Raw genomic sequence first — 21,235 nt, forward strand, 5'->3', positions numbered from 1 at the left:
CCCCGAGCGCATCGTCCATCATCGAGTCACTGCCGCCGAGCGCCGTTGCCCGGCGTGTGGGAGCACGGACTTGAAGCGCTTGGGGTCCGGCAAGCAGACACATGTCCTCGAGTACGTCCCGGCGCGCCTCGAGCGCCAGGTGCACGTGCAGGAGACACTCGTGTGCCGGTGTGGCCAGGGGATTGTTACGGCCGTGGCGCCCAAGGCCCTGGAGCAGGGCCACTACGGGCCCGGGCTGCTGGCCCACCTGGTGACGGCGAAGGTATGCGATTCGATTCCCCTCTACCGCCAGGCCAAGGCGCTCGCGCGCGTCGGCGCCCCCATTGCGCGCACGACGCTGTGCGACCTCTTCCACGCCGTCGCGGCCGCCACCTCGCCGCTGTCGGCGCGACTGCTCGCCTTGGTGCGGCAGGCCCCCCTGGTCCGCGCGGACGAGACGCCGCAGCGCGTGCTCGACGAAGGCAAGACGCGCCGGGCCTACGTCTGGACCTTCCGGACCGAGAGTCTCATCGCCTACGTGCATAGTCCCAGTCGCAGCGGCGCGACGCCCCAGGCCGTCCTGGGCGGCACGCGCGGCTACCTGCTCGTCGACGGCTACACCGGCTACAACCGCGTCACCCTGCCAGAGGGCCGCACGCGCGTGGCGTGCTGGGCGCACGTGCGCCGCAGATTCTTCGACGCCCAAGCCACCGCGCCCGAGGCCAGGAACGCGCTCGACTTCATCCTGGCCCTCTACCGAGTGGAGCACGAAGCCACGCAACGTGGCGTGCTGGGAGGGCCCGAGCACCTGGCGCTGCGCCGTGAGCGGAGTGCTCCGGTACTCGAAACCTTCGCCGCGTGGCTCACGGAGCAATTGCCGCGACACCCGCCGCGGGGGCCGATGGGCCTCGCGCTGCGCTACACCCAAGGCCAGTGGGCGGCCCTCTCACGCTTCCTCGAGGACGCCTCGCTGCCGCTCGACAACAACGCCTCCGAGCGGGCCCTACGGGCGATGGCCCTGGGCCGAAAGACCTACCTCTTCGTCGGCAGCGACGAGGCTGGCCAGAATCTCGCGGGGCTCGCGTCACTCGTCGCCACGTGCGAGGCCAACAGCGTCAACCCCGAGGCCTACCTGGCCGATGTGCTGCTGCGGCTCGGCTCGCATCCGGCATCCCGCCTGGACGAATTGCTGCCGCACCGCTGGTCTCCGACACCCGTCAACTCGTCCTGAGCAGCCACCCGCGCTCGGCACTCGGAAACGTCGCTTGGGCCGGCGTGGCGACCACGCCGCGTGTTGCGGTGGTGTGCCCGCCACGCCGGCCGTCGGTCGGTTACGGACAGCGGCTCATGGTGCTGCCCGGGCTCGACCTGGTCGTCGTGCGGATGTCGGAGGAGGACGGGCGTGTCTCGAGCAGCGTCCTGGAGTTCGGTGCCATGGAGCGGCTGGTGCTCGACCTGGTCCCCCCTTCCGCCCGCTGAGGCCGGGGACACGCCCGCCCGCCTGCTCGTCGCCGCACTGGTGGCGCGGGGCATGTGGCATCATGCTGTCCCCGCATGTCGCCGCACCGCCCCGTCTCCCTCGTCCTCAGCTACCAGTACCCGGGCAAGTACGCCTTCACCGTGCTGGCGGGCGCCGTGGAGTCGGACCCGGCGCTCGCGGACGTGAAGCTGTGGTTCCCCCGGGACAAGGACACGCTGCTGGCCACCGTGCGCGAGCGCGTCGACGCGGGCGACACGGTGGTGGCCGCGTGGTCGTTCTATTCGGCCAGCTTCGCGCCCGCGGTGGAGGAGCTGGCGTACGTGCGCGAGCGCCTGGACGGCCGCTCCGTGCTCTGCATCGCCGGAGGCGTACACGCGACCGCCGAGCCGCTCCAGACGCTCCAGGCAGGCTTCGACCTCGTCGCGGTGGGCGAGGGCGAGCACTCCCTGCGCGAGCTGCTGGGGCGCGTCCAGCGCGGCGAGGACCCGCGCCGCACCCACGGCGTCGCCTGGCTGAAGGACGGCAAGCTGGAGCAGAACGGCCGGGGCGAGGGCGTGACGCTCGACGACTTCCCGCCCTTCGCGGCGCGCCACTCCAAGTTCGGCGCCATCGAAATCACGCGCGGCTGCATCTACGCCTGCCGCTTCTGCCAGACGCCCTTCATGAGCAAGGCGCGCTTCCGCCACCGCTCGGTGGCCAACGTGGCGCACTGGGCGCGGGAGCTGCGGCGCGCGGGCAAGCGGGACCTGCGCTTCATCACCCCCACGTCCATGTCCTACGGCACGGGCGACGAGACGATGAACCTGGCCGCGGTCGAGGAGCTGCTCGCGGCGGTGCGCGAGGCCATGGCGCCCGACGGGCGCGTGTACTACGGCACCTTCCCGTCGGAGGTCCGTCCGGAGCACGTCACGCCGGAGGCGCTCGCGCTGCTCAAGCGCTACGTGCACAACGACAACCTCATCATCGGCGGACAGTCCGGCTCCGAGCGCGTCCTCCAGAGCACGCGCCGGGGGCACGACGTGGAGACGGTGGTGCGCGCCACGCGGCTGGCCGTGGAGGGCGGCTTCGTGCCCAACGTGGACTTCATCCTCGGGCTGCCCGGGGAGGAGGCCTCCGACGTGGAGGCCACCGTCGCGCTCATGGAGCGCCTGGCGGAGCTGGGGGCCCGGGTGCACGGACACACGTTCATGCCGCTGCCCGGCACGCCGTTCCGCGACGCGCCGCCGGGACAGGTGGACGACGAGACCCGGCGCAAGCTGGATCGGCTCGCCTCCCAGGGACGGCTGTACGGCCACTGGAAGCACCAGGCGGTGCTGGCCGAAGGCATCGCCTCGCGACGGCGCCCCCGAGCGGGCTAGCGTCCCGCCCTCCTAGGGGGCGGGGCGTGTCACTTCGACGGGCCCGGCGCCACGCGGGCGCTTAGGATGGGGGCGCGATGTCCTCCGACGAGACTCCTCCCTACTGGCTGCTCATCTCCGTCCTCTTCAGCTCCCAGCCGCTGACGCCTTCGCTCGCCATGACGCTGCACCAGACGGCGTACGAGCTGCACGAGCGCGGCGACGCGGTGAAGGCGGTGGCCGGGGACATGCTGAGCGGCAAGGTGCGCAACCTGCGCAAGGAGGTGGCCCTGGGCGGCATCGCCGGGCCCGCCTTCGAGGCCGAAATCGAGACCGAGCGCGGCTCGGGCGTCGTGCGCTTCGTCCTCACCCGGCAGGGGCTGGAGATGATGCGGCAGGCGCCCCCGGCGCCGCCCCGTCCGAAGTACCTCAACTAGGGTGACACGGGCCCGTCCGCCGGGCCGCCATGCTGCGCGCGGGGAGGTGCCATCCCCACCTTCGAGGCACGGGCCGCACCCATCCCCCCGAAGGAGCGCCGCCATGGACCCGAAGGAGTACCTGAACACGCCGCTGGGCATCCCCCTGGACCCGGACAAGCAGAAGGACCCGGAGGTGGATGGCGACGTGGTCCCCGCGGAGGGCCGAGCGGGCTTCCTCAACGACGTGACGGACCAGGACGGGGGCCAACGCACGGAGACGGAGCACCCGTGGGATGGCGAGGGGGACCTGCAGGTGGGCCAGCGCGAGGCCTACCTGCGGTCCATCGACAAGAAGAAGTGGCGGGGGCGGTAGCGACCGCGCCTCACTCCGTCTCGAGGCTGACCTTCATCCGGTTGCCCATGTGCAGGATGGAGTTGCTCAGCGTCGCCGCCGACAGCTCCGCCAGCTCCATGACGACCTTCTGCTCCTGCTCCGCCTGGCTCCCCGCGGCCGGCTGGCCGGCGGCGCCCTGGGTGCCGCCCTCGTTGATGGGGGCACGGCCCACGGCGGACAGGTAGGAGTTCAGGATGCCGTTGCCGGAGGACGCGCCCACGGAGGCGAGCGCCGAGGAGACCACCTGCCCACCCGAGGTCATCGTCTGGTCGCCGGGGCGGTAGGCCGCGGACATGGAGCCGCCGGCCGGGTTCTGCTGGATGAGCGAGCCGAAGCCCGCGCGCGAGGTCTGGGCCTGGGCCTGGGTGCCGAAGGTCTGGACGCGGGGACCCGTGAGGGAGTTGATGCTGCTCATGGCGCTGGCTCCGTGGCGGTCCGCGGGGCGCACCCCGCGCGAATCTCGGACGTCTGATCCCCATTATCGCCCGGACCGGCCGGAAGTTGCGTCCGACCCACCCGCCCGGGCTCCCCGGCCCCGAAAAAGGCCGGAGGCCGCGGACTTGCGGGCGAGGTGTCGCGCCCGAAGCCCACGGCCTCGCGGAGGATTCGTCAGGGAGGGCCCGAGACTAGAACTGGTGGGCCTCGGTGGACTCGTGCAGGGCCAGGGTGCTGGCGGAGCCGCCGGAGATGACCTCGGCGACCTGGTCGAAGTAGCCGGTGCCCACCTCGCGCTGGTGACGCGTGGCGGTGTAGCCGTCCTTCTCGGAGCCGAACTCGCCCTGCTGGAACTCGCTGTAGGCCGCCATGCCGCGGTCCTTGTACTTGCGCGCCAGCTCGTACATGGAGTGGTTCAGGGCGTGGAAGCCGGCCAGGGTGACGAACTGGAACTTGTAGCCCATGGCGCCCAGCTCCCGCTGGAACCTGGCGATGGTGGCGTCGTCCAGGTTCTTCTTCCAGTTGAAGGACGGCGAGCAGTTGTAGGCCAGCAGCTTGTTGGGGAACTTCTCGCGGATGGACTCGGCGAACTTCTTGGCCTGCGCGAGGTCCGGGGTGCTGGTCTCGCACCACACCAGGTCGGCGAAGGGCGCGTAGGCCAGGCCGCGGGAGATGGCGCAGTCCAGGCCGCCGTTGAGGCGGTAGAAGCCCTCGGCGGTGCGGCCGTTCTTGCGGTCGATGAAGGCGTGGTCGTACTCGTCCGCGTCGCTCATCAAGAGCTTGGCGCTGTCCGCGTCCGTGCGGGCGACGAGCAGCGTGGGCACGCCCATGACGTCCGCGGCGAGGCGGGCGGCGGTGAGGGTGCGGATGAAGTGGCTGGTGGGCACCAGCACCTTGCCGCCCATGTGGCCACACTTCTTCTCGCTGGCGAGCTGGTCCTCGAAGTGGACGCCCGCGGCGCCCGCTTCAATCATGCTCTTCATCAGCTCGAAGGCGTTGAGCGGGCCACCGAAGCCCGCCTCCGCGTCGGCGATGATGGGGGCGAACCAGTAGCGGTCCTTGCGGCCCTCGGCGTGGTCGATCTGGTCCGCGCGGCGCAGGGCGTTGTTGATCTTCTTCACCACGGTGGGGACGGAGTCCACCGGGTAGAGGCTCTGGTCCGGGTACATCTGCCCGGCGGAGTTGGCGTCCGCGGCGACCTGCCAGCCGGACAGGTAGATGGCCTTCAGGCCCGCGCGGACCATCTGCACGGCCTGGTTGCCGGTGAGCGAGCCCAGCGCGTTGATGTAGTCCTCCGTGTGGAGCAGCTCCCACAGGCGCTTGGCGCCGACCTCGGCCAGCGTGTAGCTGATGGGCAGCGTGCCGCGCAGCTTCGCCACGTCCTTGTCGGTGTAGTTGCGGGTGATGCCCTCAAAGCGTCGCGCGTGGAGCTTGGCGTGAGGGGAAGCGTCCGGGGTCGTCGTGTTGGCGTCGTACATCGCAGGCTCCTCGCTGCAGCAGTGAAGGGTGGAAAAGGCGGGTGGTGCTTTCAGTTCGATGAGTCCAGCGCCGCGTAGGCGGGCAGGGTGAGGAAGTCCTCGAAGGTGTCCGACGTGGAGAGCTGCTCGAAGAGCTGGCGCGCGCGCTCGAGGTGGGCGGCGCCGTAGCGCTCCTTGGCGCCCTCCTTCTCGACGTGGGCCATCTCCTCGGCGAGGAGCTTCCGGAACAGGTCTCGCGTCACCTCGCGGCCGTCGGCGAGCGAGGCGTGGTGGTGCAGCCACTGCCACACCTGGGCGCGGGAGATTTCAGCCGTCGCCGCGTCCTCCATGAGGTTGTAGAGGGGCACGCAGCCCAGGCCGCCCAGCCACGCGGCGGTGTACTGGATGCCCACGCGCAGGTTGTGGCGCAGGCCCTCCTCGGTGCGGGTGCCGGAGGGGACCTTGAGCAGGTCGGCCTCGGAGACGCGCACGTCCTCGCGCTTGTTGGAGAGCTGGTTGGGCCCCTTCATGTTCGCGTCGAAGATGTCGCGCGCGAGGGAGACGAGGCCGGGGTGGGCCACCCAGGTGCCGTCGTGGCCGTTCTTCACCTCGCGCAGCTTGTCCGCGCGGACCTTCTCGAGGACGGCCTCGTTGGCGGCGGCGTCCCCCTTGATGGGGATGAACGCGGCCATGCCGCCCATGGCGTGCACGTTGCGGCGGTGGCACGTCTGGATGAGCAGCTGGGAGTAGGCGTTGAGGAACGCCTTGTCCATGGTGACCTGGCCGCGGTCCGGCAGCACGACGCTGGTGTCGGACTGGAGCGTCTTGATGAAGCTGAAGATGTAGTCCCAGCGGCCGCAGTTGAGGCCGGCGGAGTGCTGGCGCAGCTCGTAGAGGATTTCGTCCATCTCGAAGGCGGCGGGCAGCGTCTCGATGAGGACCGTGGCCTTGATGGTGCCGTGGGGGAGGCCGAGCGTGTCCTGGGCCAGGAGGAACACGTCGTTCCAGAGGCGGGCCTCCAGGTGGCTCTGCATCTTCGGCAGGTAGAAGTAGGGGCCGGTGCTGCGCGACAACTGCTCGCGGGCGTTGTGGAAGAAGAACAGGCCGAAGTCGAAGAGCGAGCCGGAGATGGGCTTGCCGTCGATCTCCACGTGGCGCTCGGGCAGGTGCCAGCCGCGGGGGCGCACGAAGAGGACGGCGGTCTTCTCGTTGAGGGCGTAGTGCTTGCCGCCGTCGGCGGTGAAGGAGATGGCGCGGCGGACGGCGTCGCGCAGGTTGAGCTGGCCGCGCACGACGTTGTCCCAGGTGGGGCTGTTGGCGTCCTCGAAGTCCGCCATGAAGACGTTCGCGCCGGAGTTGAGCGCGTTGATGATCATCTTCCGGTCCACCGGGCCGGTGATTTCCACGCGCCGGTCCAGGATGTCCTCGGGCAGGGGGGCCACCGTCCAGTCCCCCTCCCGGATGGCCTTCGTCTCCGACAGGAAGTGGGGGCGCTCGCCCTTGCGCCAGGCCGCCTGCGTCGCCTTGCGGCGCTCCAGCAGCGCCTGGCGACGCTCACCGAAGGCGCGCGCGAGCTTCGCCACGAAGTCGAGCGCCGCGGGGGTGAGGACGGCCGCGTAGTCCGGGTGCCACGGCCCCTTCACCACCACGCCGGCGCTGTAGGCCGGAATCTTCGAAGAGGGGGCTTCAGCGGTCATCTCGACTCCCTTGGCCTGTTGCGTTGTAAATCCGCTTCGACGGCTCGGAAAATGAAGCTTCCGAGTGCGGAATGGAAGTGTTGGTCAATTTCTGCCTGCTTGCCTGTAACGCTGTCAACACCTGCCTCGTTAAATCTGTAAATCAACAGACGTGACGGGGGGTTGGCCGGGTGGGTGGGCCCGGCGGTGGGGGTGCAATCAGCGACGCCGGGTTCCGTAGGTATGGACGGGGCCGTTGGAAACCAAGGGGTCGCCCGGGAGAAAGAGGGTCGTCATGGAGGCCAGGAAGCGCTGCACGGAGTGCGCGGAGGAGATGTCGCTGGAGGGGGCTCGCTGTCCTCATTGCCAGGCGCGGCAGACGCGGATGCACCGCGGCGTCGACGGGCGGGCGGTGGCGGGCGTGTGCGCGATGCTGGCGCGCGAGCTGGGTGCGGACGTGGCGTGGGTGCGCGTGGCGCTCGTCGTCGCGACGCTGTTCTCCGGCGGAACGCTGCCGCTGGTCTACGTCCTCCTCTGGCTCTTCACGCCGGCGTCCGCCCTGGGGCGCGCGCCGCTGCAGCGCACGCTGGACTGGTTCGGCGGCCTGGGGGACTCGGAGCCCTCGCGGATGGAGCGGCGCGTCTAGCGGGCGTCGACGTTTCGGTGGCGGCCGAAACCTCGGCTGACGGGGCGCTCTAGAAGGTCCTCCCAGGAGGACCGCCCATGTCACCACGCGATCCGAGCGCCGCCGCCACGCACCCGGAGCCGTATCCCTTCTACACGGAGCTCGTCGCGCGTCGCCCCCTCTACCGGGACGACGCGCTGGGGCTCTGGGGGGCGTCCAGCGCCCGGGCGGTGGAGGCGGTGCGCTTCCGCTCCCGGCCCGCGTTGCTGTCGCGCCTGCTCGACGAGGTGCTCCGGCACGACCCGCCCGTGCAGAACACGGGGCGCTTCCTCGCGGAGGACGCGGTCAGCGACGGCCAGGCGATGGCCGCGGGCGACGGCAGCCTGGTGCTGCTCGCCGCCGCCAACCGCGCCCCGGCGCTCCACCCCGCGCCGCACCGGTTCGACCTCCACCGCGAGCCGAGGCGCACCCCGTCCTTCGGCCAGGGGGGCCACGCGTGTCCGGGCGAGGCCCTGGCGAGGTCGCTCGCGCTCGGGGGCCTGGAGGTGCTGCTCGCCACCGACGTCGCCGCGCACCCCGCCGCCTTCGCCGACCTGGCGTTCCTGCCGTCCCACGACGGACGCATTCCCCTGCTCCCAGCCCTCTTCCTCCAGGAGGTCGCGTCGTGATCGCCGTCATCTTCGAGGTCCAACTCTCCGACGAGGGCCGCCAGGAGTACCTGGACCTGGCCACGGGGCTGCGGCCCCTGCTCGCGCAGGTCGACGGGTTCATCTCCATCGAGCGCTTCCAGAGCCTCTCCTCCCCGGACCGCCTGCTGTCGCTCTCCTTCTGGCGGGACGAGGCCGCCGTCGAGTCCTGGCGGAGGCTGGAGGCGCACCGGGCCGCGCAGGCGCGGGGGCGCGGGGGCGTCTTCCTGGACTACCGCCTGCGGGTGGCCAGCGTCCTGCGCGACTACGGCCTGTCCGCGCGCGAGCAGGCCCCGGGCGACAGCCGTCGGGCCCACGGCTGAGGCCCGGCGGGAGTGCTCACGGAACGACGCTCGGGGCGCCTTCCTTCCGGGTGCCGGCGCCGTGGGCCTGTTATGCGTGAGGCCACGACGTCAGTCAGCTCGAGGAGCCCCCGCGTGAGCACGAAGAACGTTCGCATCGAGAAGGACACCTTGGGTCCCATCGAGGTCCCCGCCGACCGGCTGTGGGGGGCGCAGACGCAGCGCAGCCTCCAGAACTTCGCCATCTCCACCGAGCGCATGCCCCCGGGCCTCATCCGCGCGCTCGTCCAGGTGAAGAAGGCCGCCGCCTTGGTGAACGTGGAGAACGGCACGCTCTCCCGGGACAAGGGCGCCGCCATCGTCCGCGCCGCCGACGAGGTCCTCGCCGGCCAGCACGACGCCGAGTTCCCCCTGAGCGTGTGGCAGACGGGCAGCGGGACGCAGACGAACATGAACACCAACGAGGTGCTGGCCAACCGCGCCTCGGAGCTGCTCGGCGGCGAGCGCGGCGAGGGCCGCAAGGTCCACGCCAACGACGACGTCAACAAGGGCCAGAGCTCCAACGACGTCTTCCCCACCGCGATGAGCGTGGCCGCCGTCACCGCGCTCGCCGAGCACGTCCTGCCGGAGCTGAAGGCCCTGCGCGACGTGCTGGCGGAGAAGTCCCGCGGCTTCATGGACGTGGTGAAGGTGGGCCGCACCCACCTCCAGGACGCGACGCCGCTCACCCTGGGGCAGGAGCTGAGCGGCTACGTCGCCCAGCTCGACCTGGCGCGCACCCACGTGGAGCGGACGCTGCCCCACCTGTACGAGCTGGCCCTGGGCGGCACCGCCGTGGGGACGGGGCTCAACGCCCCCAAGGGCTACGCCGAGCGCGTGGCGAAGGAGATTGCCCGCCTGACGGGCCTGCCCTTCGTCACCGCCCCCAACAAGTTCGAGGCGCTGGCCGCCAACGACGCCCTGGTGCAGGCCCACGGCGCGCTGAAGGGGCTGGCGGCGGTGCTCTTCAAGGTGGCCAACGACGTGCGCTGGCTGTCGTCCGGCCCCCGCTCCGGCCTGGGCGAAATCGTCATCCCGGAGAACGAGCCGGGCAGCTCCATCATGCCGGGCAAGGTCAACCCCACCCAGAGCGAGGCGCTGACCATGCTCAGCGCGCAGGTGATGGGCAACGACGTGGCCATCTCCCTGGGCGGGGCCTCCGGCAACTTCGAGCTCAACGTCTTCAAGCCCCTCATCATCCACAACTTCCTGCAGAGCACGCGGCTCCTGTCGGACGGCATGCGCAGCTTCCGCCTCCACTGCGCCGTGGGCATCGAGCCCAACCGGGCCCGCATCCGGGAGAACCTGGAGCGCAGCCTGATGCTCGTCACCGCCCTCAACCCCCACATCGGGTACGACAACGCGGCGCGTATCGCCAAGAAGGCCCACAAGGAGGGCAGGACGCTCAAGGAGGTCGCCGTGGAGCTGGGGCTGCTCACCGCCGAGCAGTTCGACCAGTGGGTGCGCCCGGAGGACATGACGGGCCTGTAGGCACCACCCGGCGGGGCCCGGGGGCTGTCCCACACCCGGGCCGGCCGGTTCGCCGGAGGGCGTCCGGGAGGGCCCGGCGGGGGCGAATCGTGGGCCAGCGCACGGTGCGAGAAGAACGCACGGGCGCGGCGGCCGGAGGACGATTAGGGTAGGGGAGCCATGAACGTCCCCTTCGTCATCGAGACCACGCACCGCGGCGAGCGGGCATACGACCTCTACAGCCGGCTCCTCAAGGACCGCATCATCATGCTGGGCACGCCCGTCAACGACGACGTGGCGAACATCATCGTCGCCCAGCTCCTGTTCCTGGAGTCCGAGGACCCCGACAAGGGCATCAACCTCTACATCAACTCGCCCGGTGGCTCCGTGACGGCGGGCCTCGCCATCTACGACACCATGCAGTACGTGAAGTGCCCGGTGTCGACCATCTGCGTCGGACAGGCGGCCTCCATGGGCGCGCTGCTGCTGCTGGCCGGCGCCAAGGGCAAGCGCTACGCCCTGCCCAACAGCCGCATCATGATCCACCAGCCGCTGGGCGGCGCGCAGGGCCAGGCCACGGACATCGACATCCAGGCCAAGGAGATCCTCCGCCTGCGCAGCTACCTCAACGGCCTCATCGTCAAGCACACGGGCCACTCCATCGAGCGCATCGAGAAGGACACCGAGCGCGACTACTTCATGAGCGCCGAGGACGCCCGGCAGTACGGCATCATCGACGAGGTGGTGGAGAAGCAGCAGCGGCAGCTCTCCCCCTCGCCGGGCGCCAAGTAGTCCGTCGTGCCGCCCCGCTCCTCGCGCCGCGCGGGAAGCGGGGTGGGCCCGGCTCCCCTCCTGGTCGCAGGCCCCGCGAGCGTCCCGTCGCGCGGGGCCTCCCACGACGAGGGGCCCCTGATTCACCCCGGGACGGAGGTCGTCTTCCGTCTCTCGGGGGGAAGATTCCCGCCCCTGGAAGGCCCCGCAGGTTCCGCGCTGGGGCTCCGAGCAGGCGCAATGGGTGCGCGCCTCCCGGGTCGTGGCTCCAGGCTGCGAGTGGCATGTCCCATGCTCAACATCGGAGCATGTCCCCACCTCGCTCGCGCACCGTCCTCGGCTTCCTCCTGCCCGTCGGCCTGCTGGTTGGCGCCGGTTGTATGGGCCCCACCGGCAGGCTCCCCGTGCCTCCTTCCCCGGCGGACGTCCAGGCGGAGCTGGGGGAGCGGGACGTCATCGAGGCGGGACAGGAGTACGCCTTCAACAACAGCATGGTGCTGGCCCAGTCCGGCGAGGCGGTGGAGGTGCGCCCCAACTTCTGGCGCATCCGCTTCGGGCTCGCCGGCAAACCCAACCGGGGCGTGGAGCTGGAGTTCGACTCGCTGGCCCGCAAGGTGACGCGGGCGCAGGAGATCGAAATCATCCCGGGCACCACCAGCCCGGTGACGAAGGTCCCCGGGCACAGCGAGGACGTGCCGTCCGGCGGTCAGGGGCGGGGACCCATCCCCTGACCCGGCCGGGGCGCGCCGCTACGGCAGCGCGGTGATGCGGTCCAGCGCCGGGGCGGGCAGGGGGCTCGCCTCGCTGCTGTGCGCCTTCAGGTAGGCCTCCAGGGCGTCGCTGTCCAGCGCGCCACCCACGCGCTGGGTGCCGGCGGCGAACACCGTGAAGCCGTCGCCGCCGCTGGCCAGGAAGCTGTTCACCGTGACGCGGTACTGGGCCGCCGGGTCGACCGTCACGCCGTCGAGCTTGATGGAGGCGGGGTCCACGCGCGAGCCGACGGGGGCCGACGCGCTGAACGCGTAGCTGAAGCCCGCGGACGGCTGGAGGATGTTCGCGGTGACGCCCGTGGCCGTCGTCCGCCACTGGCGCTCCAGCACCTGCTCGAGCTGCTCGCCCGTCAGCGTCACCGTGACGAGCGTGTTGCCGAACGGCTGCGTGGTGAACGACTCGCCGAAGGTGACCTCGCCCTTGTCGGCCGGGTCGGCCGGGTCGCGGGTGATGTCCGCGCGCACGCCGCCCGGGTTCATGAAGGCCACCTGCGCGCCGCCCAGGTTGGAGGCACGGGTGGCCTCCAGCTGCGAGTCGGCGATGGCGAAGCCCAGCGTGGACTGGCCCGCGGGGTCGCCCTGGTTGTTCGGCGTCTTCAGCGTCTGCGCCACCCAGCCGATGACGCGGTTGGCCAGCGGCGTGGCCAGCTGCTTGTAGCGGGCGACCAGCTCCTTCTGCTCCGAGTCCTCCGCCACGTCGCGCGTGACGATGAGGTTGTTGGCCGTGGCGGACACCACGTCGCCGGTGGCCTTGTCGACGACCAGGTCGATGTCCGTCACGAGCCGGCCCACGGACGCGGCGCTGGTGACGAGCTTGCCGCCGATGCGGCAGTTGTAGGCCTGGTGCGTGTGGCCGCTGACGATGACGTCCACCGCGCTGTCGAGGTCCTGGGCGATCTTCACGATGGGGCCGTCGATGAGGCCGCCCTCGCCGGCGCCCTTGCACTCGTTCACCAGCGCCCCGGAGGACGGCGTGCCGCCCTCGTGGACGATGACGACGATGGCCTCCACGCCCTGGCGCTTCAGCTCCGGCACCAGCGCGTTCACCGTCTCCACCTCGTCCTTGAACGTCAGGCCCGCCACGCCCGTGGGGGTGACGATCTCCGGCGTGCCCTCCAGCGTCATGCCGATGAAGGCCACCTTCACGCCGTCGAACGCGCGGATGTCGTAGCGGGGGAACAGCGTGCGGTCCACGCCCGTGGCCACGTTGGCCGCCAGATACTTGAACCTCGCGCCCACGAACCCGTCGCCGTCCTGGCACCCGGCCACCGGGTGGCAGCCGCCGGACTGGATGCGCAGCAGCTCCGTGAGGCCCTCGTCGAACTCGTGGTTGCCCACGGCGACCAGGTCCAGGCCGATCATGTTCATCGACTCGATGGTGGGCTCGTCGTGGAACAGCGCCGACATCACCGGCGAGGCGCCGATGAGGTCACCCGCCGCCACCACCACGGTGTTCGGGTTGGTGGCCCGCAGGTCCGCGATGTGCTTCGCGAAGTACGTCACGCCGCCCGCGTTCACCCGCACCGGAGCGCCGTCCGCGCCCACGCCCGTCTGGATCTGCCCGCCGCTGCCGGAGGGCGCCTCGAGCTGCCCGTGGAAGTCGTTGAACGCGAGCACCTGCACGTTCACCGTGGTGGCGCCCGCGTCCGTCCCGCCGTCCGTGCCCGCGTCGCCGAAGATGACCTGCTGCTCGCACTCGTTGGAGACGCAGGCCCACTCGGAGCCCGTGCTCGGCGGGCCCTTGTCGTTGCGGCAGTCGACGGCGTCCTGGCACTCGTCTCCCCCGCAGCCTCCATGGAGGAACAGGGCCATGCCGGTGGCGAACGCGCCGGCGAGGAGGAAGGTGCTGGGGCGCGCGAGCGAGCGCGTGACGGGCGTTCGAGACGACATCAAGGGGCTCCAGGAACCGAAGGGAGGGGGAACCTACCCGGCCTCGGGGAAGAATGGCGGGACTTCGTGACGTCCCCGTGGAGCCCGCGAGCCATGGATGTGGCGGGACGCGTCAGGGCGCCGGGACGAGCGCCGGTTCGCCGCAGAGGAGGAGCTCCGCGAGCGCGCCCGTGCGCCCCACGAGCACGGCGACCTGGCCGAAGGCGCGGCCGAAGCGCTCGGCGTCCGTGCGGGGCAGGCCCGGGACGAAGAGGCTCTGCTCGGACCAGCTGCCATCCTCCGCCTCGCCGATAGCGGGCGCCGGGACCCAGCCGCCCGCGACGAGCTGCGCCACCAGCCGCTCCTGGGCGCGCTGGTTCTCGTCCTTGCCCTGGGGGCGCGAGCCGGGGTTCCACGCGGTGATGAAGGCCCACTCGTGGTGGCCTCGCGTCAGCAGCGCCGCGTCCAGCGCCGGGTGCAGCCGCCCCACCTGGAGCACCTGCTCCACGCCCCCGGTGGTCGCATGCGGGCGGATGACGTAGCGGGTCGCTCGGTATGCCTCCATCAGCCGCTCCTGGTCGCCGTGTCTCATCCGGGCATTGTGCCGCTCGCCCCACGCGGGTGTCAGCCCCTCTCCGGGGAGGGCTCAGGTGGCGGAGGCGTTCAAAAACAACCGGATTGAATGTTTGAAATTCCCCAGCGTCGGAGGCCCCCGGAACGTTTCGGCGCTCCAATGAAGGGGCGGGGGAACGTCAGAGGGGAATCCACGAATGTTGCGTCGCGCGGTGGTTGCCGCATCGCTGTGCCTGGGTTTTCTGGGCACGGGTTGCGTGTCGGTGAGTCATGTCCAGACGGCGGATACGCTGGGCCAGGGCAAGTTCCAGTTCGCCATCGAGCCGGGGGTCGGCGGTGCCGCCGTCATCGGTGATTCGAGTGCGACGTCGGGGGGCATCTACTATCCCCATATCGACCTGGCGGCGCGCTACGGCGTGACGGACCGGGTGGACCTGGGCGTACGCTTCGGCTCGTCGCTGGCGGAGCTCCAGACGAAGTTCTTGATCACCAGCCCGGAGAACCCGGACCTGGCGGTGTCGCTGGCGCCCTCGGTGATGGGCGTGTTCCTGGGGAGCGACGACGCGGACGTGGGCAGCTACGTGAACCTGGCGGTGCCGGTGCTGGTGGGCTTCAAGACGTCCGGTGGCTCCGAGCTGGTGCTCGGCCCTCGCGTCTCCGCCACGCGCATCTCCGCGGGCTCGGGCAGCACCAGCGCGGCGGCCAACCTGGTGAGCGTGGGCGCGTCGGTGGGCTATGCGCTGCGCGTCACCGAGGGCTTCCGGTTGATGCCCGAGGTGGGCGTCTCCGTGCCCGTCATCGGCGAGTTCAACACGTCGGACAGCAACTCGGAGATCGGCGCGGGCTTCGAGGGTGGTTTCATCCAGTTCAAGCTGGGCTTCCTGTTCGGCTCGGGCCGGCCCATCCGCCGGAGCACCAGCACGCCCGCCCAGGAGAACTTCGTCGACATCTGAGGTGGCGTGGGCGGGGCGCGAGCGGCGTGTCCGCGCTTCCGCTAACCTGCTCCCGTCCGGGCGCGCATGGCTCGGACGGGAGGTCGGACGATGGACTCGATGGACTCGCGCGTGGAGCGGCTGGAGCGCCGCTGCCGGCGCTTGCAGGGCCTGACGTTCTCGGCGCTCGCGCTCGCCGGGCTGGGCCTGGGCGCCGCGGCGCTGCGGACGGCGCCCTCCCAACCCGGGGAGCTGGTCGCGTCGCGGTTGGTGCTCAGTGACCCCCAGGGGCGGATGCGCGCCTCGCTGGGGATGGACGCGGCGGGCGGCGCGGGGCTGGTGCTCCATGACGGCGCGGGGCGTCCTCGCGCGATGCTCGGCGTCGCCGAGGATGGCTCGCCCCGGCTGCGCTTCTCCACGAACGAGGGCGAGTCGCTGGCCGAGCTGACGGTGTACTCGGACGAGGCGCCCCGGCTGACGTTGTCCAAGCCCGGCGGCGTGGAGCTGTTCGCCGTGGGGCTCCAGGTGGACGGCTCGTCGCGGCTGGAGCTGGCGGACGCGGATGGCCGGCCTCGCGCCATCCTGGGCGCGGACGAGCACGGCTCGCCGGGCCTGCTGCTGGTGGACCGGCGGGGGCAGCCGCGCGTGGAGCTGCGGGTGAGCCCCTCGGATGACGCCAGCCTGCGGGTGGAGGGGCGCGACGGCGAGGTCTTCCGCGCGCCCGGCATCATCCAGTAGGCCCGCGGCTCAGGGCGACAGGTGGCCCAGGCCGATGGGCGCGGTGAGGCAGGTGTCCGGAATGCCGAACGCGTCCACCAGGGCCACCGCGTCCGGGCGCAGCTCCGTGCACAGCTTCACGACCTCCTTGCGGATGGCCAGGGCCTTGTTGCCCTCCATGAGGCCGTGCTCCTGGAACCAGCCGCTGGCGGCCTCCAGGCAGGACAGGCCGTAGAGGTCGCACAGCCGCCCGAGCACCAGCTTGAGGCCGGGGTCGCTCACCGCGGCCACGCCCTTCAGGAACTGCTCCAGCACCACGCGCTCGACGTGCGCGTGCGCCAGGGCGATGAGGTGGGCCTGCACCTGGTTGAAGGCGGCGAAGGCCTCCACCCCGGCGCCCAGCCGCTTGCGGATGCGACCGGCCACGGAGGCGAGCAGGTCCTCCTCGCGGTAGCGCAGCGCGCGGAGCTGGTAGTCGCCGTCGCGCAGGTGCTCGCTGCCGGTGCGGCGGATGGAGATGGGGTTGCGGTCCGCCATGGACGCGGCCTTGTCGGCGATGAGCTTGAGCACCGCGAAGACGCGGTCGTCCTCGAAGCGCTGGCGGTAGTCCGTCAGCAGGCTCTTGGCCACCAACTGCATCAGCACCGTGTTGTCACCCTCGAAGGTGGTGAAGATGTCGGTGTCCGCCTTGAGCGCCGGCAGGCGGTTCGCCTCCAGGTAGCCCTGGCCGCCGCACGCCTCGCGCGCCTCCTGGAGCACCGCCGTGCAGCTCCAGGACGCGTAGGCCTTGAGGCCCGCCGCGAGCGCCTCCACCTCCATCGCGTCCTCCTCCGTGCGCTTCACGTAGCGCTCGACGAGGTACTCCAGCGCGAAGTCCAGGGCATACGTCTTCGCCAGCGGCTTGAGCAGGCGAAGCTGGTGTGTCTGGTGGTCGAGCAGCCGCACCTCCTGGGCACCGGCCGGGCCGAACTGGCGGCGCAGGTCGCCGTAGCGCACGGCGATGGCGAGCCCGCTCTTGGCCGCGCTCAGCGACGCGCACGCCACGCTGACCCGGCCCGCCACCAGCGTGCCCAGCATGGTGAAGAAGCGCCGGCCGTCGCTGGCGATGGAGCTGGTGTACTGCCCATCCGGGGTCACCTGCCCGAAGCGGTCCAGCAGGTTCTCGCGGGGCACGCGCACGTGGTCGAACCAGATGCGGCCGTTGTCCACGCCGTTGAGGCCCATCTTCCGGCCGCAGTCCTCGATGCGCACCCCGGGGAGGAGCCGGCCCTGTTCGTCGCGCAGCGGCACCAGCAGCGCGTGGACGCCCAGGCCCTTGCCGCCCACCTCGAGCTGCGCGAACACCGTGGCGATGCGGCCGTGGCGCGCGGCGTTGCCGATCCACTCCTTGCGCGCGTTGTCGGAGGGCGTGTGCACGACGAACTCCCCCGTCCCCGCGTCGTAGCGGGCCACCGTCTCCACGTCGCGCACGTTGGAGCCGTGGCCCAGCTCGCTCATCGCGAAGCAGCCGGGCAGCTCCAGCGAGGCGACCTTGGGGAGATACTCGCGGTGGTGCCGTTCGGTGCCGAGGAAGAGGATGCTCGCGCCGAACAGGCCGAAGTGGACCCCGGCCTTCACCACGAGGCTGAGGTCGAAGAGGGCCAGCGTCTCGAACGCGGCGACGAAGGCGCCCAGGTCCGCGCTCGTCTCGTCCCCCTGGGGGAAGGCGATGCGGCCCAGGCCCGCGTCCGCCAGTTGCTCGAGCCAGGCGAAGACCTGCTCGCGCTGCGCTTCCGTGCCCTGGGGTTCGTCGGTGTGGCGGAAGGCGGGGTCCTTCAGCCACTGGCGCACGAGCGAGCGCGCCTCCGGGTAGGTGCGGTCCAGCACCGCGCGCAGGGCCTCCGGCGCGAAGGACGTGGGTTCGATGGGGCCGATGCGGCGGGGCTCCGGCGCGGCGGACGGGACGAGGGCGCGCACCGCCTCGCGGCTGGAGACGCCCAGCACGGCCTCCACCGTGGCCAGCTCGCGCGCCAGGTCCTGCACGGAGGCGGGCAGCTCGGTGGTGCCGGAGACCAGCTCCGCCAGCTTCACGCCCAGCTCCGCGAGGCTCTCCTGGGGGCTGCTCGACAGCCGGTCGGCGGCGGCGCGGATGTGGTCGCGGAGGATGACCAGCTCGCCGGGGGTCGGAGGCATCAACGGGTCCAGCCACCGGGCGAGCACGGTGGTGGAGCGCAGGTCGAGCCAGGACTGGGCCCGGGCCGCGGCGCCCAGGGCGCGAATCTCCGCGGCGGTCAGCTCCCCGTCCGTCCAGGCCACGTACAGCATGGGCACCAGGGGCGCGAGCCGGGGAAGGGACAACAGCTCCTGCGCGGTCGGATGGGTCTCTTCCACCATGTGTCGGCTCTCCACCTGCGAGGGAACCGGGCCAGTGTGGCCAGCCTGCCGCCGGGCGGCAATGGGAGAGAGCGCCCTGCCGGGCGACAGGCGGGCAGGCCGGGCATGCGAGGGCGGGGAAGTGTTCCTGGCTTGCCACGACATGGATGAATCCCAGGACGTCGCGGACGCGCGGGGGCCCCAACCGGGCGCGCATGGCTTCGACATGGGGAGGCGATGCGGGGGATGTCTGGCTCGTGGTGGTGGGCTCGACGCACCTGGACTCGCTGGGTGAGGCACGACCGTCAGCGCGGGTTCGTCACGCCCACCTGGCGACACGCGCGCAGCACGGGGCAGGTGGAGCACCTCGGCCTCGCGCCGGTGCAGACGTGCTTGCCGAAGGGCACCAGCAGCCGGTTGAGCTCGACCCAGTACTTGCGCGGCAGGACCGCCTGGAGCGCCTCCATCGTCGCCTCCGGTGAGCGGGCCTTCACGTAGCCCCAGCGGTTCGTCACGCGGTGGACGTGGATGTCCACGCTGATGGCCTCGTGACCGCAGGCGATGCCGAGCGCCAGGTGCGCGCACTTGGGGCCCACGCCCTTGAAGGACTGGAGCACCTGGGCGTCACAGGGGAGCGTGCCGCCGAACGCGTCTCGTGTTCGCACGGCGATGGCGTGGAGTTGGTGCGCCTTCGCCTCGTGGAAGGTGACGGGGCGGATGCGCTCGTCGATGGCCTGGGGGGACAGGCGCGCGAGCGCCTCGGGCGTGGGGGCGCGCTCGAACAGGGCGAGCGCGGCCGGCAGGCTCACCTCGTCCAAGGTTCGGATGGAGAGGATGCAGGCCACCAGTTGCTCGAAGACGGTGTCGTGACCGCGCGCCGCGAGGGCGAACATCGCGGCGTCCGCGAAGTCGCGCACGGCCTCACGGACGCGGGCGAGGACGTCGTCGATGTCGAAGGGGACCTTGTCCGGACGAGGAGGGGGTTCGGAGACGACGGCCGGGGCCCGGCGCGCGCTGGTGGTCTGCTCGGCTCGGCGAGTGCCCGTGCGGCGTGACGTCGTCATCTCCCACCCCCTGGCGGGAAGATGAGGGGACCCACGCGGTGGGGCCGGAGGGGACCGCCGGTCGTCCGCGGGGCAGGGGGCGAGTCAGGCGGGTGGCTTCGTCAGGTCCAGCGCGTACCAGTGGTCGCAGCCGAAGTGGCCCGTGCTGCCCATGGGGGCGCACAACGCCTCGAAGCCGAGCCGGCGGTAGAGCTTCTGGGCCTGCGTCATCGACGCGAGCGTCTCCAGGTAGCAGCGTTGGAAGCCCGCTTCGCGCGCGGATTCGAGGCAGCGGCGCAGCAGGCGCTCGCCCGCGCCCAGGCCTCGTGCCTCGGGGAGGAAGTACATCTTGCGCAGCTCGCACACGCCGGGGTCGCCGCCATCGAGCGGCGCGATGCCTCCACCGCCGAGGAGACGGCCCGCCTGCTCGACGACGAAGTAGGCATGGCGCGGTCGCGAGTAGGCGGCGCTCATCGTGTCCACCTCCACGTCGTGGATGGCGAACCCCGGGCCATCCGCGCCGAACTCGGGCATCACCGTGCGGATGATGCTGGCGACGGCCCGGTCATCCGTGGGTCGGATTGGACGCAGGGTCAGCTCTTCCGTGCTCATGGGGGACACCGTTCCACAAGGGTCGCCCGAGGGAAAGTGACTTCCGGGGTGTGACGGGTGCGTCCGAGGTCACGCAGTGGTTGTGCATCGGCCTGCACAGGTGGCACCCGGACGACGCGCCGCCCCGGGTTCCCCCTCAGGAGAATCCAGGGCATCCTGGGGTGGCATGTCCGTTGTAGAGGGGGACCCTCATGTACTGCCCCGAATGTCGCCAGGAGCGCCTGGGCCAGGCTCGCAGGTGTGCGCTCTGCGGCTCGGCGATGAAGTCACGCCCTCGCGCGGAGCTGGAGGCGGAGCTCGCTCACGTCTACTTCCTGCTCGACGAGATGAACCGCTGGGAGGCCTCCGAGGTGCCGATGAAGGCTCGGCGCTTCCTCTCCGAGCGCTATGAGCGTCAGGCGAGAATCCTCCTGTCCGCGCTCGCGGAGAGCGCATCCTCGGAGGCGACGGGCGCCCCGAGTGGGGAGGAGCTTGATGCGCAGGCTCGTGCGGCGGTTGGGGGCTCGCGTGAGGTCGCGCACGGAGGCTTCGCGCGGAGCGCGGTGACGGGCGTGAACGAGGTCGCGCAGGGGGCGGCGGGCGCAGGCGATGCCGCGCACGGGCGATTCGAGCAGGGCGCTGCGGGCGCGGGTGATACCGCGCACGGGCGATTCGAGCAGGGCGCTGCGGGCGCGGGTGATACCGCGCATGGGCGATTCGAGCAGGGCGCGGCGAGCGCGGGTGATACCGCGCACGGGCGATTCGAGCAGGGCGCGGCGGGCGCAGGCGATGCCGCGCACGGGCGATTCGAGCAGGGCGCTGCGGGCGCGGGTGATACCGCGCATGGCCGATTCGAGCAGGGCGCTGCGGGCGCGAGTGATACCGCGCATGGGCGATTCGAGCAGGGGACTGCCGACGGTGTGGGTGACCCCGCTTTCGGGCGATTCGAGCCTGGGGCCGTGGAGGGCGCGAACGACGCCACTCACGGGCGGTTCGAGGCGGGGGCGGAGCACATCGGTGGAGAGGTCGCGCGTCCCCGCGACGGCGCCGAGCCTCAGTCCGTCGCCGCCGCGCATCTGCCGGCCAGCGCCGATGGCGAGTCGCACGGTGAATCTTGGCGGTCTCATCCCGAGGCCGCGAATCGGCCGGCGGAGCCGGTGGATGCCCCGGCGGTCGGTGCCGAAGGCGAGGCGCCCGACACGAAGCACGCGGCATCGGATGCGGCCACGGAGTCCGCTGGGCGCACGGGTCGCCCAGGCGGACCGTCGGGTCGTGGTCGTGGGCCCGGTGGCCGGAAACACGTCCAGGACGAGCACAC

General features: G+C 71.4%; 22 protein-coding genes. 13 read left to right on the forward strand and 9 right to left on the reverse strand.

The window, feature by feature from the left end; all coding sequences use genetic code 11:
• The 5 genes from tnpC to LZ198_RS40635 form a co-directional block, all read left to right on the forward strand.
• Positions 1–1,210, forward strand: a 1,210-nt coding sequence (tnpC, locus tag LZ198_RS40620) for an IS66 family transposase (RefSeq protein ID WP_253977555.1), incomplete at its 5' end; no start/stop codon positions are given.
• 116 nt (positions 1,211–1,326) lie between these two features.
• A complete protein-coding gene (locus LZ198_RS43105; protein ID WP_256560348.1) occupies positions 1,327–1,458 on the forward strand; it encodes a hypothetical protein in 132 nt (43 codons plus the stop codon).
• A 75-nt stretch (positions 1,459–1,533) separates the two neighbouring features.
• Positions 1,534–2,817, forward strand: a complete 1,284-nt coding sequence (locus tag LZ198_RS40625; RefSeq protein WP_253977556.1) for a TIGR04013 family B12-binding domain/radical SAM domain-containing protein — start codon at positions 1,534–1,536, stop codon at positions 2,815–2,817.
• A gap of 77 nt (positions 2,818–2,894) precedes the next feature.
• On the forward strand, positions 2,895–3,233 hold the full coding sequence (locus tag LZ198_RS40630) for a hypothetical protein (RefSeq protein WP_253977557.1): 339 nt from the start codon (positions 2,895–2,897) through the stop codon (positions 3,231–3,233).
• Positions 3,234–3,336: 103 nt separating this feature from the next.
• Complete coding sequence (locus LZ198_RS40635) at positions 3,337–3,588, forward strand: hypothetical protein (RefSeq protein ID WP_253977558.1); 252 nt, start codon at positions 3,337–3,339, stop codon at positions 3,586–3,588.
• A gap of 10 nt (positions 3,589–3,598) precedes the next feature.
• Here the strand turns inward: LZ198_RS40635 and LZ198_RS40640 are convergent, their stop codons facing one another.
• The 3 genes from LZ198_RS40640 to aceB all read right to left on the reverse strand — a co-directional run bounded on the left by LZ198_RS40640 (position 3,599) and on the right by aceB (position 7,198).
• A complete protein-coding gene (locus LZ198_RS40640) occupies positions 3,599–4,024 on the reverse strand; it encodes a hypothetical protein (RefSeq protein WP_253977559.1) in 426 nt (141 codons plus the stop codon).
• 211 nt (positions 4,025–4,235) lie between these two features.
• Positions 4,236–5,522, reverse strand: a complete 1,287-nt coding sequence (aceA, locus tag LZ198_RS40645) for an isocitrate lyase (protein WP_253977560.1) — start codon at positions 5,520–5,522, stop codon at positions 4,236–4,238.
• A gap of 50 nt (positions 5,523–5,572) precedes the next feature.
• Positions 5,573–7,198 (reverse strand): malate synthase A, encoded by a 1,626-nt coding sequence (aceB, locus tag LZ198_RS40650; RefSeq protein ID WP_253977561.1) that lies wholly within the window; start codon positions 7,196–7,198, stop codon positions 5,573–5,575.
• 274 nt (positions 7,199–7,472) lie between these two features.
• On the opposite strand from aceB, the gene LZ198_RS40655 reads away from it, so the two are divergent.
• The 6 genes from LZ198_RS40655 (at position 7,473) to LZ198_RS40680 (ending at position 11,801) form a co-directional block, all read left to right on the forward strand.
• A complete protein-coding gene (locus LZ198_RS40655; RefSeq protein ID WP_253977562.1) occupies positions 7,473–7,823 on the forward strand; it encodes a PspC domain-containing protein in 351 nt (116 codons plus the stop codon).
• Positions 7,824–7,900: 77 nt separating this feature from the next.
• Entirely contained in the window at positions 7,901–8,470 is a 570-nt protein-coding gene (locus LZ198_RS40660) for a cytochrome P450 (RefSeq protein ID WP_253977563.1), read from the forward strand.
• Entirely contained in the window at positions 8,467–8,811 is a 345-nt protein-coding gene (locus LZ198_RS40665; RefSeq protein WP_253977564.1) for an antibiotic biosynthesis monooxygenase family protein, read from the forward strand. Before LZ198_RS40660 ends, LZ198_RS40665 begins: the two co-directional genes overlap by 4 nt.
• A 114-nt stretch (positions 8,812–8,925) precedes the next feature.
• Positions 8,926–10,320 carry a class II fumarate hydratase gene (gene fumC / locus LZ198_RS40670; RefSeq protein WP_253977565.1) on the forward strand — a complete coding sequence of 465 codons (1,395 nt, stop codon included), beginning with the start codon at positions 8,926–8,928 and terminating at the stop codon, positions 10,318–10,320.
• Positions 10,321–10,479: 159 nt separating this feature from the next.
• Positions 10,480–11,091, forward strand: a complete 612-nt coding sequence (gene clpP / locus LZ198_RS40675; protein ID WP_253977566.1) for an ATP-dependent Clp endopeptidase proteolytic subunit ClpP — start codon at positions 10,480–10,482, stop codon at positions 11,089–11,091.
• Positions 11,092–11,378: 287 nt separating this feature from the next.
• Positions 11,379–11,801: a hypothetical protein gene (locus LZ198_RS40680; protein WP_253977567.1), complete on the forward strand. Its 423-nt coding sequence runs from the start codon at positions 11,379–11,381 to the stop codon at positions 11,799–11,801.
• An 18-nt stretch (positions 11,802–11,819) separates the two neighbouring features.
• On the opposite strand, the gene LZ198_RS40685 is transcribed toward LZ198_RS40680, so the two are convergent.
• Both LZ198_RS40685 and LZ198_RS40690 read right to left on the reverse strand, forming a co-directional pair.
• Entirely contained in the window at positions 11,820–13,730 is a 1,911-nt protein-coding gene (locus LZ198_RS40685) for a bifunctional metallophosphatase/5'-nucleotidase (protein WP_253977568.1), read from the reverse strand.
• A 112-nt stretch (positions 13,731–13,842) separates the two neighbouring features.
• A complete protein-coding gene (locus tag LZ198_RS40690) occupies positions 13,843–14,274 on the reverse strand; it encodes a DUF3293 domain-containing protein (RefSeq protein WP_253977569.1) in 432 nt (143 codons plus the stop codon).
• 205 nt (positions 14,275–14,479) lie between these two features.
• Between LZ198_RS40690 and LZ198_RS40695 the strand changes: the two genes are divergently transcribed.
• A complete protein-coding gene (locus LZ198_RS40695) occupies positions 14,480–15,235 on the forward strand; it encodes a hypothetical protein (protein WP_253977570.1) in 756 nt (251 codons plus the stop codon).
• Positions 15,236–15,325: 90 nt separating this feature from the next.
• Positions 15,326–15,952 carry a hypothetical protein gene (locus LZ198_RS40700; protein ID WP_253977571.1) on the forward strand — a complete coding sequence of 209 codons (627 nt, stop codon included), beginning with the start codon at positions 15,326–15,328 and terminating at the stop codon, positions 15,950–15,952.
• 9 nt (positions 15,953–15,961) lie between these two features.
• Here the strand turns inward: LZ198_RS40700 and LZ198_RS40705 are convergent, their stop codons facing one another.
• The 4 genes from LZ198_RS40705 to LZ198_RS40720 all read right to left on the reverse strand — a co-directional run bounded on the left by LZ198_RS40705 (position 15,962) and on the right by LZ198_RS40720 (position 21,023).
• Positions 15,962–18,304: an acyl-CoA dehydrogenase family protein gene (locus LZ198_RS40705; RefSeq protein WP_253977572.1), complete on the reverse strand. Its 2,343-nt coding sequence runs from the start codon at positions 18,302–18,304 to the stop codon at positions 15,962–15,964.
• 284 nt (positions 18,305–18,588) lie between these two features.
• The gene (locus LZ198_RS40710; protein ID WP_253977573.1) at positions 18,589–19,347 is read right to left on the reverse strand and encodes an endonuclease III domain-containing protein; all 759 of its coding nucleotides are present in this window, start codon (positions 19,345–19,347) and stop codon (positions 18,589–18,591) included.
• Between the two features lie 84 nt (positions 19,348–19,431).
• Positions 19,432–19,938 (reverse strand): GNAT family N-acetyltransferase, encoded by a 507-nt coding sequence (locus tag LZ198_RS40715; RefSeq protein WP_253977574.1) that lies wholly within the window; start codon positions 19,936–19,938, stop codon positions 19,432–19,434.
• A 266-nt stretch (positions 19,939–20,204) separates the two neighbouring features.
• On the reverse strand, positions 20,205–21,023 hold the full coding sequence (locus tag LZ198_RS40720; RefSeq protein ID WP_253977575.1) for a hypothetical protein: 819 nt from the start codon (positions 21,021–21,023) through the stop codon (positions 20,205–20,207).
• Between the last annotated feature and the right edge of the window lie 212 nt (positions 21,024–21,235).

Source organism: Myxococcus dinghuensis, assembly GCF_024198235.1.
Taxonomy (GTDB): domain Bacteria; phylum Myxococcota; class Myxococcia; order Myxococcales; family Myxococcaceae; genus Myxococcus; species Myxococcus dinghuensis.